At 48.5% G+C, this 15712-nt stretch carries 16 protein-coding genes; 5 read left to right on the top strand and 11 right to left on the bottom strand.

Annotated features, from left to right (window positions below):
• Positions 1-7: 7 nt before the first annotated feature.
• From WS_RS02500 to WS_RS02470, 7 genes are all read right to left on the bottom strand, one after another.
• Positions 8-643 (bottom strand): biotin--[acetyl-CoA-carboxylase] ligase, encoded by a 636-nt coding sequence (locus WS_RS02500; protein ID WP_041571704.1) that lies wholly within the window; start codon positions 641-643, stop codon positions 8-10.
• Positions 624-1541, bottom strand: coding sequence for a methionyl-tRNA formyltransferase (gene fmt, locus WS_RS02495; protein ID WP_011138444.1), 918 nt, complete (start codon positions 1539-1541; stop codon positions 624-626). Before fmt ends, WS_RS02500 begins: the two co-directional genes overlap by 20 nt.
• On the bottom strand, positions 1538-2323 hold the full coding sequence (gene proB / locus WS_RS02490) for a glutamate 5-kinase (protein ID WP_011138443.1): 786 nt from the start codon (positions 2321-2323) through the stop codon (positions 1538-1540). The genes fmt and proB overlap by 4 nt, the downstream gene beginning before the upstream one ends.
• Positions 2320-3396: a GTPase ObgE gene (gene obgE / locus WS_RS02485; RefSeq protein ID WP_011138442.1), complete on the bottom strand. Its 1077-nt coding sequence runs from the start codon at positions 3394-3396 to the stop codon at positions 2320-2322. The genes proB and obgE overlap by 4 nt, the downstream gene beginning before the upstream one ends.
• A 117-nt stretch (positions 3397-3513) precedes the next feature.
• Positions 3514-3771: a 50S ribosomal protein L27 gene (gene rpmA, locus WS_RS02480; protein ID WP_011138441.1), complete on the bottom strand. Its 258-nt coding sequence runs from the start codon at positions 3769-3771 to the stop codon at positions 3514-3516.
• A gap of 9 nt (positions 3772-3780) precedes the next feature.
• Positions 3781-4092, bottom strand: coding sequence for a 50S ribosomal protein L21 (rplU, locus tag WS_RS02475; protein ID WP_011138440.1), 312 nt, complete (start codon positions 4090-4092; stop codon positions 3781-3783).
• 105 nt (positions 4093-4197) lie between these two features.
• On the bottom strand, positions 4198-4569 hold the full coding sequence (locus WS_RS02470) for a RidA family protein (RefSeq protein ID WP_011138439.1): 372 nt from the start codon (positions 4567-4569) through the stop codon (positions 4198-4200).
• Between the two features lie 78 nt (positions 4570-4647).
• On the opposite strand from WS_RS02470, the gene WS_RS02465 reads away from it, so the two are divergent.
• Positions 4648-4965, top strand: a complete 318-nt coding sequence (locus tag WS_RS02465) for a hypothetical protein (protein WP_011138438.1) — start codon at positions 4648-4650, stop codon at positions 4963-4965.
• Between the two features lie 69 nt (positions 4966-5034).
• On the opposite strand, the gene WS_RS02460 is transcribed toward WS_RS02465, so the two are convergent.
• The gene (locus WS_RS02460) at positions 5035-5310 is read right to left on the bottom strand and encodes an HU family DNA-binding protein (RefSeq protein WP_011138437.1); all 276 of its coding nucleotides are present in this window, start codon (positions 5308-5310) and stop codon (positions 5035-5037) included.
• 190 nt (positions 5311-5500) lie between these two features.
• Here WS_RS02460 and flgL point away from each other — a divergent pair, with 190 nt between their 5' ends.
• Complete coding sequence (gene flgL, locus WS_RS02455; RefSeq protein WP_011138436.1) at positions 5501-8041, top strand: flagellar hook-associated protein FlgL; 2541 nt, start codon at positions 5501-5503, stop codon at positions 8039-8041.
• Here the strand turns inward: flgL and WS_RS02450 are convergent.
• A complete protein-coding gene (locus WS_RS02450) occupies positions 8038-8652 on the bottom strand; it encodes a class II aldolase and adducin N-terminal domain-containing protein (protein ID WP_011138435.1) in 615 nt (204 codons plus the stop codon). The genes flgL and WS_RS02450 overlap by 4 nt on opposite strands.
• 215 nt (positions 8653-8867) lie before the next feature.
• On the opposite strand from WS_RS02450, the gene WS_RS02445 reads away from it, so the two are divergent.
• From WS_RS02445 to dnaK, 3 genes are read left to right on the top strand one after another with little or no spacing between them, the layout of a single operon-like run.
• Positions 8868-9662, top strand: a complete 795-nt coding sequence (locus tag WS_RS02445; protein WP_011138434.1) for an HrcA family transcriptional regulator — start codon at positions 8868-8870, stop codon at positions 9660-9662.
• 35 nt (positions 9663-9697) lie between these two features.
• Positions 9698-10252 carry a nucleotide exchange factor GrpE gene (gene grpE / locus WS_RS02440; RefSeq protein ID WP_011138433.1) on the top strand — a complete coding sequence of 185 codons (555 nt, stop codon included), beginning with the start codon at positions 9698-9700 and terminating at the stop codon, positions 10250-10252.
• Between the two features lie 29 nt (positions 10253-10281).
• Positions 10282-12177, top strand: coding sequence for a molecular chaperone DnaK (gene dnaK / locus WS_RS02435; protein WP_011138432.1), 1896 nt, complete (start codon positions 10282-10284; stop codon positions 12175-12177).
• 4 nt (positions 12178-12181) lie between these two features.
• Here the strand turns inward: dnaK and WS_RS02430 are convergent, their stop codons facing one another.
• Together WS_RS02430 and WS_RS02425 are read right to left on the bottom strand one after the other, a co-directional pair.
• Positions 12182-13891: a WD40 repeat domain-containing protein gene (locus WS_RS02430; RefSeq protein WP_011138431.1), complete on the bottom strand. Its 1710-nt coding sequence runs from the start codon at positions 13889-13891 to the stop codon at positions 12182-12184.
• The gene (locus WS_RS02425) at positions 13888-15705 is read right to left on the bottom strand and encodes a hypothetical protein (protein ID WP_011138430.1); all 1818 of its coding nucleotides are present in this window, start codon (positions 15703-15705) and stop codon (positions 13888-13890) included. The genes WS_RS02430 and WS_RS02425 overlap by 4 nt, the downstream gene beginning before the upstream one ends.
• Between the last annotated feature and the right edge of the window lie 7 nt (positions 15706-15712).

The raw sequence follows: 15712 nt of genomic DNA, 5'->3' as shown, positions 1-15712 counted from the left end.
CTGAATTTTATCTAGCGCTGTAAACTTTCTTTCCACGAAACAGCAGTGCCCCATCCTCACAGAGCGTCGCCTCCAAAGCTGACACCCTCTCCCCTTCGTGGTGGAAAATAAAGTCGGATTTAAGCTTGAATTCTATCTCGTAATTACTAAAAATTTGCTTCCATCTCCACTCTTTGCTAAGCTCCCCCAAATACTCCTCCAAAAGCCCATCTTTTGGCACTTCTGACTCCAAAAAAGCGTAAGAATCGTTTGAGGAATCAAGATTAAGCCCAATCCCCCCCACGACGACTTCACCCACCTTTGAAGTGATCACGCCCCCCATTTTCCGCTCTCCAAGGTAGAGGTCGTTAGGCCATTTGAGCCACACCTTTGAGCCTCTTTGAGCGAGAACTTTTTTAAAAAGATAGCCAAAAAAAAGCGAAGAAGAGACAAGAGGGAGGTCTTTGGGGAGCGAGGTGATGGGGAGGGCAAAGGAGAAGGTGAGCGCCTCTTTGGTCTCCTCCCATTGATTCCCTCGGCTTCCGATTCCATCTTTTTGGCGCTTGGCGACTACCGCTAGGGGCGGGAAGAGGTTTTGGGTGCGTATCTGCTCACAGAGCCAAAGCTGAGTGGAGGAGAGCTCCTCAAAAGAGTATATCTCCAACCCCAAGCCTTTTGCCATTCACATAACTCACCGCATCCACCTCTTTTTTAGAGGGAGCCTGCACCATAAGAATCCTCAGAGAGCCCTCTTTACAGCCCACCACAACTCCCTCTTTGTTGATCGCCAAAATCTCACCCATGTGGTGCTCCCCTGTTTCAGACAAAAGAGTGATCTCTTTGAGTTTGAGCTCAGAGCGCAAAAAGATTCCCGGCCACACCTTGTAGGCGCGGAACTGGTCATAGAGCTCTTTGGCATTGACAAACCCCACCAACCCCTCTTCTTTGCGAATCTTTCTGCAGTAAGAGCTATCCGCACCCACCTGGGGAAGGGGACGAATCTCGGAGAAGCGCTTCAAAACCTTCAAAGTCAAAGCCGCTGCTCTATTAGCCAACTCCTCAAAGAGTCTTGAGACACCCCACTCCTCTTTGATCTCCACGAAACTACAACCAAGCACCTCGCCACAATCTAGCCCCTCTTCCATCCTCATCGCACTCACACCACTCCAAGCATCACCCCTTCGGAGCGACTCATGAATTGGACTGGCTCCACGATACAAAGGAAGAATCGAGGCATGCAGATTAATACAAGGGGCGATATCTAAAATCACTTTTGGGAGAATCTTTCCATAGGCCGCAACCACGATAAAATCAGGCTCTAGCGCCCTCCACTCTTTCGCCCATCGCTCCTCTTTGAGGTTTTCGGGCTGAAAAAGAGGCGTATGGGGGGCAAGCCTCAAACAGCTCTCTTTAACGGGCGGAGGGGTGAGTTCCTGCCTCCTTCCTACGGGCTTATCCGGCTGAGAGACCACCCCCACTACCTCAACCTCCTCAGAGAACCAAAGCGCCTCAAGGATGGTTTTGGCATAGGCGGGTGTCCCCATGAAAAGCACTCTAATCACGATTCTCCTCCTTGCACAAATAGCGTCCCTTGGCAATGGATTCCCTCCAAGAGAAAGCTTCGCGCATCCCCTAGATTGAAGCCATTGGCCAGAAACATTTTCTGCCCTCGCTTCATGAGAAAATCCGCCGCTTGAAGCTTGGTGACAATTCCCCCTGTGGCAAAAGCGTTATTGGGTGAAACCTCCGCCTCCAGCTCCTCGGGTGTCAAAAAATTGACCACACGCCTGATCTTGGCATCAGGAAATTCACAAGGATTCTTATCATAATAGCCATCAATGTCACTCAAAATCAGAAGAATCTCGGCGCTAAAATAGTGCGCTACATGAGCCGAGAGTCGATCGTTGTCGCCAAAGACCGCGAGCATATCAAGCTCCTTGGTGGCAACCGCGTCATTCTCATTGATGATGGGCAAAACGCCATGACTCAGCAGCACCTCAATCGTGTTGCGTGCATTTTCTGTTCGCTTTCGCGAATCAAAATCATAGGCAGAGAGGAGCATTTGAGCGGGCAAGATTCCCAAGGGGGCTAGCGTTTGATGATAGAGATTCATGAGAAGTGGCTGGCCAATGGCAGCAAGCGCCTGACGATTGGGCAATTGTCTCTTATCCAACGCCAGTGCTGTGTATCCCGCTGCTACCGCGGCCGAAGTGACCAAAATCACCTCATCGCCTTTTTGCTTCAACTCCGCGATAAAACGACAGAGCGACTCCATCCGATCCATTGCCATCTCATGCCCTCGGCTTAAAAGCGCGCTTCCGACCTTGATGACAATTCGCCTCATCCCCTTCTCCTCACGCTTTCGTGAAGAAGATATTTGAGTGGTTTGATGTTTTCATGGGTCGCCGAAGAGATGGGCACAACAAAGGCGGGGATGGACGATTCCAAAGGAGCGATGTAATTCTGCAACGCCTCGCTCAGAGCGTATTGATTGCTTTGACAAGAGGAGAGACCGATTCCTTTTAAAAAGAGTTCGATCTTCTCATTGGCTTCCTCTTTGGAGAGGGCGTCCACTTTGGAGAGGGCGATTCCAAAGGGTCGAAGCGAAAGCTCGGGGCTAAATTGGCTCAACTCTTTTTGAAGAATCTCAAACTGCTCCAAGGGTTCTCGATAGTTGGAGAGGTCGATCACAAAAAGAAGTGTTTTGGTGCGCTCAATATGACGCAAAAACTCTAGACCAAGCCCCTTTCCTTCGCTCGCACCCCCGATGATTCCAGGAATATCGGCCATCACAAAAGAGCTAAACTCATCCACATCCACTACACCCAAGGCAGGAATGAGCGTAGTGAACTCATAATTGGCCACTTCAGGTCTAGCGTTAGAGAGGGTGGAGATGAGCGTTGACTTGCCTACATTGGGGAATCCGACCAATCCCACATCAGCGATGAGCTTCAGCTCCAAGCGAACATGACGCTCCTCTCCAGCGATTCCGGGTTGGGCGTAAGTGGGGCGCTGATTGACGGAGTTTTTGAAGTGATAGTTGCCCAACCCTCCTTTGCCCCCCTCAAGGAATTTCACGCGCATACCCTCCTCTTTGAGGTCCAAAAGAAGCTCGTTGCTCTCATAATCAAACACTTGCGTTCCCGGAGGAACCACAATCACCATCTCTTCACCACTCTTGCCGCTCATGCGCCTTCCCATTCCTGGCTGTCCATTTTTGGCGCGATAGTGCTTTGCCCCTTTGAACTTAGAGAGGGTGTCGGTGTTAGCATTCACTTCAAAGTAGAGATCACCCCCTTTGCCTCCATCGCCCCCATCAGGACCCCCCTGAATCACATACTTTTCACGCCTAAAAGAAACAGCGCCCGCGCCTCCTTTGCCCGAAGAGACATAAATATCGACATTATCTACAAACATATATGAGCTTGCCTTTGTGTTTTAACATTGAGGGGATTTTATCTTAAAGTGGTTGAAAACTTTTAGAAGCCTCCCTCTTCTAGAAAATCTAAAAGGGGAGGAGAATAGAGAGGGAAATTAAGAAGCGGGGTAGATAGAGACTTTTTTGCGCTCTTTGTCTTTGCGCTCGAACTTCACGATTCCATCAATAAGAGCGAAAATCGTGTGGTCTGTTCCCATGCCCACATTGCTTCCAGGGTGAACCTTGGTGCCTCGCTGTCGGATGATAATGTTGCCTGCGCGAACAAACTCACCCCCAAACTTTTTTACGCCTAAGCGTCGCCCCGCTGAATCGCGGTTATTCTGGGTACTACCTTGACCTTTTTTGTGTGCCATTTCTTCTCCTTACGCAGCGATCTTCAAGATTCTGACGCGAGTGAAATCTCGTCGGAAGCCTCGTTTGGTTTTGCTGTCTTTTCTTCTTCGTTTTTTGAAAGTGACGACCTTTTTCGCTCGATCTTCATTAATGACTTCAATCTCAATCTTTGCACCCTCAACAAAAGGGGTTCCAAGGATCAAGTTGTCATCTTTGCAGAGGGCTAAAACTTCATTCAACTCTACTTTTGACTTCGGCTCAAGGCTCATTTTATCAAAAAGGACGATATCGCCTTCTTGGACCTTGTATTGTTTGCCTCCATTCTTCACGATCGCATACATTGCTATTCCTTAAAAATGTTTTGAAGTTTGGCTCCAAACTACACGCCCACACAGGGCATACAGATGAAATTAGGAGTGCGGATTATACAAAAATCAATGTTAAGTTTACTTTAAAGCAATACACTCAATCTCCACCAAAGCGTTCTTTGGAAGAGTTTTCACCGCCACGGTGCTTCTAGCAGGCTTGTGCTCGCCAAAAAACTCCGCATAGACTCCATTCATCTTAGCAAAATCTTCCATGTGTGCTAGAAAAACCGTGGTTTTAATCACTTTAGAGAGAGTGCTCCCCTCTGATTCTAACACTCCTTTGAGATTAGTGAGCACTTGTCGCGTCTGAGCCTCCACATCTCCCTCCTCCATGCTTCCTTCAGGTCTTAGGGCAATCTGCCCCGAAGTGAAGATCATATCATTCACCACAATCGCCTGCGAATAGGGTCCAATCGCTGCGGGGGCTTGGTCTGTCGAAATGAATTTCATCACTCTCTCCTTAATCAAATGTAATCAAAGCTACTATATAATGGTGTCAAATATTCTATCTCAAAGGAACTTTAAAACATGACGCGAATCGCCTTGGTTCTGCTTTTGGCTCTCTCTCTAGCTCAAGCGGACAACTATCTACAAGTCCCCAAATCCGCCCCCAAACTTAACCCTTTGGATGCGCAGCTCAAAAACTTCTCACAAACCCAATCCTCTAACACGGCCTATTTTGTGGATGGCCGAACGGGTCAAATTCTCTCTATCTCTAAAGCTCCAAACGCCTCACAGATAGGAAGAAAAGGCGGCAATCCTGCCAGCAAAGCCAGTGGTAAAGCACCTAGTGCCCCCAAGATTCCCTATGAGATGAAAGAGGAGAGAATCGAGCTTCTTCGATAACCCAAAATCCCCTCTTGCTCGCAAGTGTCTCCTTTGGAAAGTTTGCTTTCCAAAGGAACTTGCGCCACCTTACTTCGCCACAGCCTCTTTGAGTTGCTTGCCCACTTTGAATTTCACCGCTCTTACCGCAGGAACATCAACAACTTTATCCGTTCCGGGAACTTTAGCTTTTCGAGCCGCTCGTTCAATGGTGCTAAATCCACCAAATCCAATAAAATTGACGCTTTTGCCTTGAGCGAGTGCTTCAGTCAAAACTTCTAGAATCGAATCGAGTGCCAACTCAGAATCTTTCTTGGATAGACCTGCTTTGAGGGCTACAGCGTCGATAAATTCAGCTTTTTTCATGATTGTCCTTGTGCTTTTGAAGTAAAAAGCGGCGATTTTACACTATTTTTAAAAAATCCACAAGAAATGCCGATTTTCACGATAGTTTGCTAGGGTTTCTCTAGGTTAATCGTGATGCAAGAAGGGAATTGAAATTGCTTGCCACTTGATCAAAGAGAACTCCTTAAAGAGAATCCCTAAAGGATGCATCATGAGAATTGGTTACAGTTCACAATACCTGACACTCGCGCGCTACCAGCAGTCAAGCCAGCTTCAGCTCAACGACCTCCTTACCCAAATGTCTTCGGGTCGTAAAATCCAGTTTGGCTACCAAGATAGCACCATCTATAGCCAAACCCTGCGTCTAGATTACGAGGAGGCGACCCTCACCCAAAGCAAGACGCTAAGCACTAGCGCCAAAAGCTTTTCAGACAACACCGATTCGGCGCTCAGTGAGCTCTCCAAATCCATGACCAACTTCACCACCAAACTCAATCAAGCCGCCAACCAAATCCACTCCGCCACCTCTTTGGAGGCACTTGCCAATGACCTTCAAGCGATCAAAGAGCACATGCTCTCTATCGCCAACACCTCCATCGGGGGACAATACATCTTCTCAGGAACAGCCGTCACCACCAAGCCCTTTGATTCTAATGGCAACTATTATGGCAACGACTCTTCTCTAGAAGCCCTTCTTGGCTCGAACAACCTTCTTGGTTACAATATCACAGGAGCTGAACTGTTTGGCGGCAAAGATAGCGATAAGAGTCGCATCATCGTCACCAACGTCAAAAACTACAATCAATCCAAACTCCACCCCGATATCATGGATTCTCTTAACAAAACAGGAGAGCCAGAAGAGGTCTATCTCAAAAGCACTGACAAACTTCGAGATTTACTTGGAGACAACAACGATAATCCCAGCGACAATCCTGATGAGTGGTTTTATGTTCAAGGGGTTCGACCCGATGGGACCTCATTTAAAAACAAGTTTTCCCTCTCCCCCTCCTACACCAACGAAGATAGTGCCGCCACCGTGCAAGATTTGCTTGATCGAATTGGCAGGGAATTTGGCAACACGAGCACCAACAAAGTGGTCGATGTAACCCTCAATGAATATGGAGAAATTCAGATCAAAGACCTCACCACGGGACGAAGCAATATCGACTTCTATATGATTTCAAGCGATTCTAACGTGGATGATTTAGATGAATTGATTGAGAGTGGAGCCAGAGTGAAAAGCTACATCCAAAGCCCCTATCTAGGGGATAAAACCGCCACTCAAATCACCTCTACCAATAACTACTACGACCACCGGGTGAGCACACTCCCCACCACACTTCGTACGAGCAATAACGCCATTGCAGGCAAAAGCTCTCTTCTTAGCGATATTCTTGGGGGAGGCGTCACCAATCTTGTCTTGGGAGGGAATTCAGCCAACAATCCCGATGGAACAGCTGGGGCAGCTGTAGCGGGTTACAACTTTGCCATCACCCCCACCACCACTGTGCAAGACTTACTTGATTCAATCGAAGCCAACTTCGCCGGCACGGGTGATATTGAGGTCGAATTCAGTAATGGCAAAATCAATATCACCGACAAAAACGTCCTCAATCTCACGAGTGATCAGCGAGAACCCCCTTATGATGGAGAGAGCAGCTTTAGCATTAACATCCAAGCCCAGGATGGCGTAGGAAATCCCGTCCAAGCCTTCAGTAACGACTACACGGTTGAATATGATCGCGTTGCCTTCACCAAGAGCGGCTCCACTCTCTCTAGCAATGTCTCTCAAATCATTAATTCAAATAGCGAATACGCCACGGCCTCCACCAAACTATCTGCAGTGGCGGGTGCCTCTTTGGATGGCGATAGCTATGTCATGAAACTCAAAGATATCAACGGAATAGATGTAGAGGCGAGACTCAATTTTAGCAATACCGTTCCTCCTGGCACCACCTTCACTATCAATGGTGTCGATACATTTCCCATCTTTAATCCCCACGACACTCCGCCAGCAGTGACCCAAGTGAGGGCTGATGAGATGACCTATCAACAACTCATGGATGTAATCACGGTGGCAATGAACTACAGCAATATCAATGCGACCACAGACTATACCGATGCAACTACGGGTGCAACGTTGCAGATTCAAAAGAGCGCTTACGAGGGCTTACTCCAAGCCTCTAAAGCTAATATTGGCGTCTCCCTCAACAGCCAAGGGCAACTCGAGATTAAAGATCTCCTCCGCTCTGAGACTCGTATGAGCTTCATGATGTATGATTCTGCCACCGATGACTACTCCGCAACCATGGACAAGAGCGGCTCCGCCCTCACCTTCCACTCCAACAACACCCTCACCGTGGATGATCCTCATGTCAATTTCTTTGCCCAACTAGATAGCATCATCGATTCAGTCAGAAAGGGAATCTATCGAGCGGGGGATGTGGCTGATGGGACCTATTCAAGCGACCTAAGAAGCGTAGGAATCCAAGGAGGCATGACCCAATTTGAACACCTAAGCGACCATGTCAATAAAGTCCATGCCAAAAACGGAGCACAAGGCAACGCCTTCAAATATTCCCTTGAGCGCACCGAAGTGCTCATCGTCCAAACCAAGAGCCTGAGATCTGAGGTCGTGGACACCGATATTGCAAGCACCTACAATGACTTCGCCCAGCTCACCCTCAACTATCAGGCAATGTTAACCTCGATCAGCAAAATCAACCAGCTCTCTTTGGTCAATTACATCTAAATAGTATAGGGAAGATCACAACTCTGCACTCCTGGGACGCCCCCCAGGGTAGCAGAGAGATAGAGAATCCGACAGCTATTTTCAATCACCGCAATGGTCTTGGCAAGATGATTAATGTCACGATCAAAAAGATAGACCCCATACCCTCGAATCACCATCGCCTTAACCCTCTTCTCTTTCATGTGGCGATAGATCTCTACATCCGCTCGTTCATACCAAGTCTCAAAATCCCTAGGATTATAAACCTCGATCACCTTAAAAAGGGTAGCTCCAAAGTAATCCTGTGGGACAATTTTATTGAAGCGTAGTGCATAAGCCATCGTGAAAGGCGGTAAGCAGTAGGCGATATATTTAGCGTCGCTGATGTTTTGATAGATATTGGAATGAATGAACGAATCGATGCTCGCCTCTTGCCAGCGATAGTCACGGGAGTGGTAGAGGGTGATGAGTGATTCTTCGTTGATCTCATCAAAAATCGCATCTTTTTTGTTGATAACAAATCGATTGTCGCCAAGCTTGGCAGAGATCGAGCCGTGAAAGACTCCAAAGAAGTTTTTCCGAAACATGGAGAGGGAGATTCGCCCCATCTCTTGCGCTAATTTTTTATCCATAGACGCTATTTTATCCTAAGCCTTGGCAAAACACCATACCCTCTTCCCGCAAGAATCTGATGAGTTTTTAATCATGAAACTTGACAAATATAGACTCATGTTATATAATAAAACCAGCAATAAGTTAACAAGAGTGCTAATTTTTAACGCTTTTTTGTGCTATAATTGCGTTTGGTTACCTTATTGAAGTCTACTCCCAAAGCGAGGCGAGTGCCATGACACCCAAAAAATCCCTGTTACTTGATGAGATCATTCGCGAATACCTGAAGCAGCAAGAGCCTATCGGCTCTGAATCGCTTCGCCTCTCGCTCAATATCAAAATCTCATCGGCTACCATTAGGAATCATTTCAAAACCCTAGTTGAAGAGGGAGCCTTGGCACAACCCCATGTGAGTAGCGGTCGGATTCCCACCGAGCTTGCCCTCAAAAACTACTGGCGCAAAAAACTTCTTCCCCTTGAGATGCTCGAATTTGAGAGCCTCAAAAAGATCGAGCAGTCGGCTAGGGAGACAGGGATATTCTGTGCTCTGCGCTTTTATAAGCCCAACTTCCTTCAGGAGGTGGTGAGCGTGGGGACTCGATTCCTTGTGCTTGGCTTTGAAGAGGGTGAGGCGGTCGTCAAATATTCAGGAGCCATGGAGCGATTCTTGGGAGAATTGGTGGGGCTAGAGATTCGAGATATTCGAAAGATTGCCTACCAAGTCTGTGCCCACGAGCTCGCCACAAAGCTAGACCACTTGCTAGAAGGAGAGCCTGTGCTCACTTTCGGGCTCAAAGAGCTCGCCGAGCTTCTCCAGCCAAGCCGAGAAGGGGAGCGCCTCTTCCACGACATATCTAAAGGAAAATGGCTCGACACTCTGGAAGAGGGGCTCTATTTTGATCGCTTCATCCCCAGGGGAGCCTTGGCCTTCATCCAACAGATTCGAGTCGAAAAAAGCGCTGCCAAGCTTATGTTTATGGGTTCGCTCAATCGAAACTATGAGGCTTTCTATCAAGAAGCGCTCGCCTGAACTAGAATCTAATTTAAAGAAAGGAGAATTCGCTCATGAACGACAATCCCGCCAACGCTGAACCACAAGAAGAGGAGGTCTCCTTGGAGAGTCAACCCTCCACTCCAGAGAGTGGTAGTGATGGCTCCAAAGAGGCGGAGCTAGAAGCCAAAATCAAGGAGCTGGAAGATTCTTATCTTCGCGTCCATGCTGACTTTGAAAACACCAAAAAACGATTAGAGCGTGAAAAGTTTCAGGCGCTTGAATACGCCTATGAGAAGATCGCCAAAGATCTGCTTCCCATCGTTGACACCCTAGAGATTGCGCTCAAAAGCGCCAATGAAGTCTCAGGTGAAGAGAGCGAGCTTCAGGCCAAATTCAAAGAGGGTCTAGAGCTCACGCTGGACAACTTCTCTAAGGTGCTCCAGCGCCACGGAATCGAAATGATCGCTTGCGAGGGAGAGTTTGATCCTCATCTTCATGAGTGCATCATGCAAGTTCCAAGTCCTTCGCACCAAGAGGGCGAAATTGTTCAAGTGTTCCAAAAAGGCTATCGCTACAAAGAGCGTGTTTTGCGCCCTGCGATGGTCAGCATTGCCAAATCCAACTAAATTAATAAAACTTAAAAAGGAGCAAACCTATGGGAAAAGTTCTAGGAATCGACCTTGGCACCACCAACTCTGCCATGGCTGTTTTTGAAGGAAATGAAGGAAAAATTATCGCCAACAAAGAGGGTCGTAATACCACCCCTTCCGTGGTTGCATTCACCGATAAGGGCGAAATTTTAGTGGGCGATCCCGCCAAGCGCCAAGCGATCACCAATCCCCAAAAAACCATCTACTCCATCAAGCGAATCATGGGCTTGATGATGAGCGAAGATAAGGCCAAAGAGGCTCAAAAACGCCTCCCTTACAAAGTGGTTGATCGAAATGGCGCGTGCGCGGTGGAGATCGCTGATAAGGTCTACACTCCTCAAGAGATTAGTGCGAAAATTCTCATGAAACTCAAAGAGGATGCCGAAGCCTATCTTGGCGAAGAGGTGAGCGAGGCGGTTATCACTGTCCCTGCCTACTTCAATGACGCTCAACGAAAGGCGACCAAAGAGGCGGGCACCATCGCTGGACTCAATGTTTTGCGAATCATCAACGAGCCTACCTCTGCCGCTCTTGCTTATGGCTTGGACAAAAAACACGCCGAAAAGATCGTGGTCTATGACCTCGGGGGCGGAACCTTTGATGTCACTGTTTTGGAAACGGGTGACAATGTCGTTGAGGTTTTGGCCACGGGCGGAGACGCCTTCTTGGGCGGAGATGACTTTGACAACCGAATCATCGACTGGGCGGCCAAGGAGTTTGAAGCGGAGAATGGAATCGATCTCAAAAAAGATGTGATGGCGCTCCAACGACTCAAAGACGCCGCTGAAAACGCCAAAAAAGAGTTGAGCTCTGCCAACGAGACCGAGATCAACCTCCCCTTCATCACCGCCGATGCTACAGGTCCTAAGCACTTGGTGAAGAAGATTTCACGAGCCAAATTTGAGAGTCTCATTGATGACCTTATCGAGCAGACGATCCAAAAGATCGACTTCGTCATTAAAGACGCGGGTCTTGCAAAGTCTGATATCGCCGAAGTGGTGATGGTGGGCGGCTCGACTCGTATCCCCAAAGTCCAACAACGCGTCAAAGATTTTATCGGCAAAGAGCTCAACAAATCAGTCAACCCCGATGAGGTGGTTGCCCTTGGTGCAGCTATTCAAGGGGGCGTGCTCAAGGGGGATGTCAAAGATGTTCTCCTCCTAGACGTCACCCCCCTCTCTCTTGGAATCGAGACCCTTGGAGGCGTAATGACCAAGATTATCGATCGTGGCACCACCATCCCTGTGAAGAAATCTCAAGTCTTCTCCACGGCTGAGGACAATCAACCCGCCGTCACCATCCAAGTGCTTCAGGGTGAGCGTGAGCTCGCTAGAGACAATAAATCTTTGGGTATGTTTGAGCTCAGCGGAATTCCTGCCGCTCCTAGGGGTGTGCCCCAAATCGAGGTCACTTTTGACATTGATGCCAACGGGATTCTCACCGTCTCCGCCAAAGATAAAGCCACAGGCAAATCTCAAGAGATCAAAATCACAGGTTCTAGCGGCCTAAGCGATTCAGAGATCGAAAAAATGGTCAAAGACGCTGAGCTCCACAAAGAAGAAGATTCCAAACGAAAGTCAATGATCGAAGCCAAAAACCAAGCCGATTCACTCCTCTATCAGACCGAAAAGAGCCTAGGCGAGTTTAAAGATCAGCTCGAAGAGAGTGAGCGCACCAAGATTGAGAGCGCCATTAACGACCTCAAAGAGACGCTCAAAAAAGAGAATCTCACTAAAGAGGAGATCGATGAGAAGGTGAAAGCCCTCACCGAAGTGAGCCATAAACTAGCCGAAGCGATGTATAAAAAAGAGAATCCCCAAGCAGCCGATGCCCAACAAGGAAACACAGCCAACGCGGGCAAGAAAAAAGATGACGATGTAATCGACGCGGAGGTGGAGTAGTTCCCTACTCCACCTCCAAGGGGATTTTCCCCTTAAACTCCTTGATCTTCTGAGCCCAAGGTTTCACTCGCTCCTCTCCTTTAGGGAAGAGGAGGAGTATCTCCACGCACTCTTTGGCTCGCTCTAAATTCCCCAGACAAAATGCCTCTTCAAGCTCAAAGTAGAGCTCCTCCTCTCTCTCCTCAAACGCCTTGGCTTGAGGCAAAAATGAGACCACCGAAAACTGGCGTTTCAGCTCAAAATAGCGCCGATAATCGCCCTTTTGAATCGTCTCTAGCACGGTGTCAATCAAAAAAGGATTAGAGAACACCTCTTTGATCATTTTTGAGCGCGCATTCACCGCTTTGTGAATAAAGATCGCCTTATCCGCTTCCTCTTTTTGTCCTCTCTTCAAAAGCTCTTTAGCGCTCCAAAGCGCCTTCAAAAAGCTCTCATCCATTGACTTGGCAGTGGAAGTTTGAGCCAAGAGGGGTCGAGTCTGCACCAAAGAGTGTGCCCGCAAAAGATAAGAATCTTTGAGATAGGAGCGCAGATCAGGAATCTGGCGCAGTTGCTCGATATGTTTTTGCACAATCATGCGTTTCTCAGGAATCGTCAAATAGAGCGCGAGTCGCTGTTGCGCCTCAGAGATTCGCTCCTCCTCCATGAGCCCCCATGCCTCCAAAAGGGCGATCTCAAATCGTGCCTCAAGCACCATGGCACTCTTGCTTCCCCGAAGATGAGGATGAGCCGCCATGAGCTCATAGGCGTGATTCGTCTCCTCTTTCTCCACCAGCCTCTCAAGCCAAGGCAAAAGTTCTCCTAATTTGTAAGAGCGAATATAGCCATCTTGGGTGGAGAGAACGAGCCTCTCACCCTGAGCCTCCAGAGCCATAGAGGCGTAGCGTTTTTTGGCGGGAAGATAGTCATCGCTTCTCACTTCACCCTTTAGATAATCGACGCTTCCAAGCTTTCCAAATTTGCTCAAAAAGAGAATCACCCCCTCCCCCAAAGCCTCCATGGCAATAATCTCCTCATGCGTCACACGGAATCGAGTCGCCACGCGCCCCAAAAGACAATCCAAAATCACCACCTCTCCCCTTGATTCTCCGATGGCGACATACCCACCAGATAAAAAGAGAATCGAGCGCGGCAAATGAGAGGCGACATGGATGCGCTCCCCCCTCATCCCTCTGCCTTTGTGATACAAAAAGAGACTTCGATCATAGCCGACAGAGAGAATAAACTCCCCGCATGGGCTCTCTTTGATCAGATAGACAAAGTCCTGATGCTTGGAGATTTGGGCGGCCACCCTCTTCTCCTCCACATCCCAAAGCGTGATCAAGCCGTCCTTGCCGCCCGTATAAAGCCCCTTGCCATCAGAAGTGAGGTGGATTGATTCCACCTTGCTTTTGGCACAATGAATCGTGGCAATATTTTGCAAACTCGCCCCATCCATCACCCTCACATGCTCTTCATCTGGCTCAATGAAGGCAAACCTAGGAATCTCTTGTGCAATACTCGCGCGCCCAAACTCAGGATTCTCTCCCTTGGCCATATCAAGGGCGATCTTTTGTTTAAGACTCTTTTGAGCGATATCCAACAGATAGTAGCTCTTTTTGCTCTTATCAAATAGCGAAAGCCAGCCATTAGGATGGGGCTGGAGTAAGGAGGCGACTCGCTCTAAGTAGATGGAGTAATCAAGCGCAAGAGAAGGATCAAAGGAATCGCTCACGATACGCCTCCCCCTTGGGGCTTAGCCCCTTTAAAAAGTCGCTCATACGAGACCTCATACTCTCCCTCCTCAGTTTTGACCAAGCCCACTCGCCCCAAAGGGTAGGGAGGGATAAACTCCAGACTCTCTCCACTAGGGAGCCTAAAGAGAATGGTGTTCTCTTCTCCGATTCCCTCTTGACACTCCAAAGTGATTCCAAGCACCCTCTCTTTAAGTGTATTGATCTCCTCCTTGAGCCTCTCTAGACGCTCCTTGGAGTGGCGCATCGCCTCTAGGATTCGCTCATTTCGCCTGAGGCGAAGCTCTTGGGAAGATTGAGCCTTCAAAAGCTCTCTAGCAACCGCCTCTCCCATCCCTTCGATGAGGGTTTGACGACTCTGGATCTCTTCAAGAAAGAGCTTGATTCTCACCCTCTCTTGATGAATCTCCCTCTCTCGCCAATGCCCTCCGCGCGTCACCTCCTCAAAAAACTCCCTCTGGTGATTGAGCCAATCCAATTGACGCTTGCTCTTTTTGGAGGCAAAAGGGTCAAAAGCAAGAACATTCCCCTTTCCCATCACCTCCTTAAGTCGGAGGCTTTTACCGATATGAAGCGTATTATTAGAGCCTAGTCGCTCCACCTCAGCCTCCTCAAAAAAAGTGGTTGTCCCGCCTAGATAGCTTGCTTTTAACTCCTCCACTACTAGGTGAGCCGATTCGCAAAACTTCACCTGAGCCCTGGAGGCCTTGAGCGAACCTTTGAGAAAAAGAAGGGTTGCTTCTTCAGCGCTCAAAGAGGCGCGAGCGTGGATTTGTCCATTGATTTTGAGCTCTTTGGAGACAATAGTGGCGGGTCCTACATTTCCTTTGACCACCAGATAAGGAATCTCCAGCTCTACCCCTTGGGCGATCGCATCCATAGAGCTCTCTTCGTTGAGAATTTGAAGCCTCTCAATCCCAAGGTCGGCAAGATTCTTGGATCGCTTGAAATCAAGGCTCTCAATGATGGGCATCTCCAGCACACTGAGTCTCCCCTCTAGAATAGAAGCAAATCCCTCTTTTTGGGCTTTGTATTCGATATTCTCTTCGTTTTCGACCTGCTCAAGCCCCTCCCCCTTGATGATTCCTATCGGGTAGCTCCCCTCGCCAAACCACTCCCCCTTGCAGCTCCTCCAAGCGGCTTTGTAGGTGGGTTTGCGATAACGAAGAATCACCTCTCCCGCCTCCACTTTCAAAATCGCCCCCTCCAAGAGCTCACTCCCCTCCAGCAATCTTCCCTGTCCATAGGGCTTGGAGAGGAGTTTAAGCGAAGCGGGCTTGATCGCTTCAGGGATTCTCAGCTCACATAGCGTGAGTTTGACCGCACCCCCTTTAAGGGCGGAGCGTTTCAGGAGCGTGGCGAAGAATCGAGCGATCTCCTCCTCCATGCGCTTTCCCCCAAGCCCCCAAATATAGCCCCCAAGCGCCATTCTCTTTTGGAGAAAATGCTTGAGCGTAGGGATAAATTTTTCATCCAAGGCGGGAAGCCGTTCAAGTGAAATCGCCGCGATGAGTTTCGTCCCCTCCTCTTCACTTCGAATTGAAAAGAGGAAAGGCTCAAGCTCCTTGCCGCGCACAAAGAATCGCACTTTATAAAATTGTCTCATCTCATAGGGAGAGTAGGCGATCTCATAAAGAGCCTGAGCGCTGACCTTCTGAAGCTCCTCCCCTTTGATTAAAAAAGTATTGAGTCCCAAAATCTCAAAATCGATTTTTCGGGGATGAATCTTGTGTTTTTTAGCCAAGCGCTTGATCGTCGCCCCTATATCTGAACAAACCTCGACTATCTCTTGCACGCCTCTT

Source organism: Wolinella succinogenes DSM 1740 (genome assembly GCF_000196135.1).
Lineage (GTDB): Bacteria > Campylobacterota > Campylobacteria > Campylobacterales > Helicobacteraceae > Wolinella > Wolinella succinogenes.
This window is presented reverse-complemented; position numbering and strand designations above follow the sequence as displayed.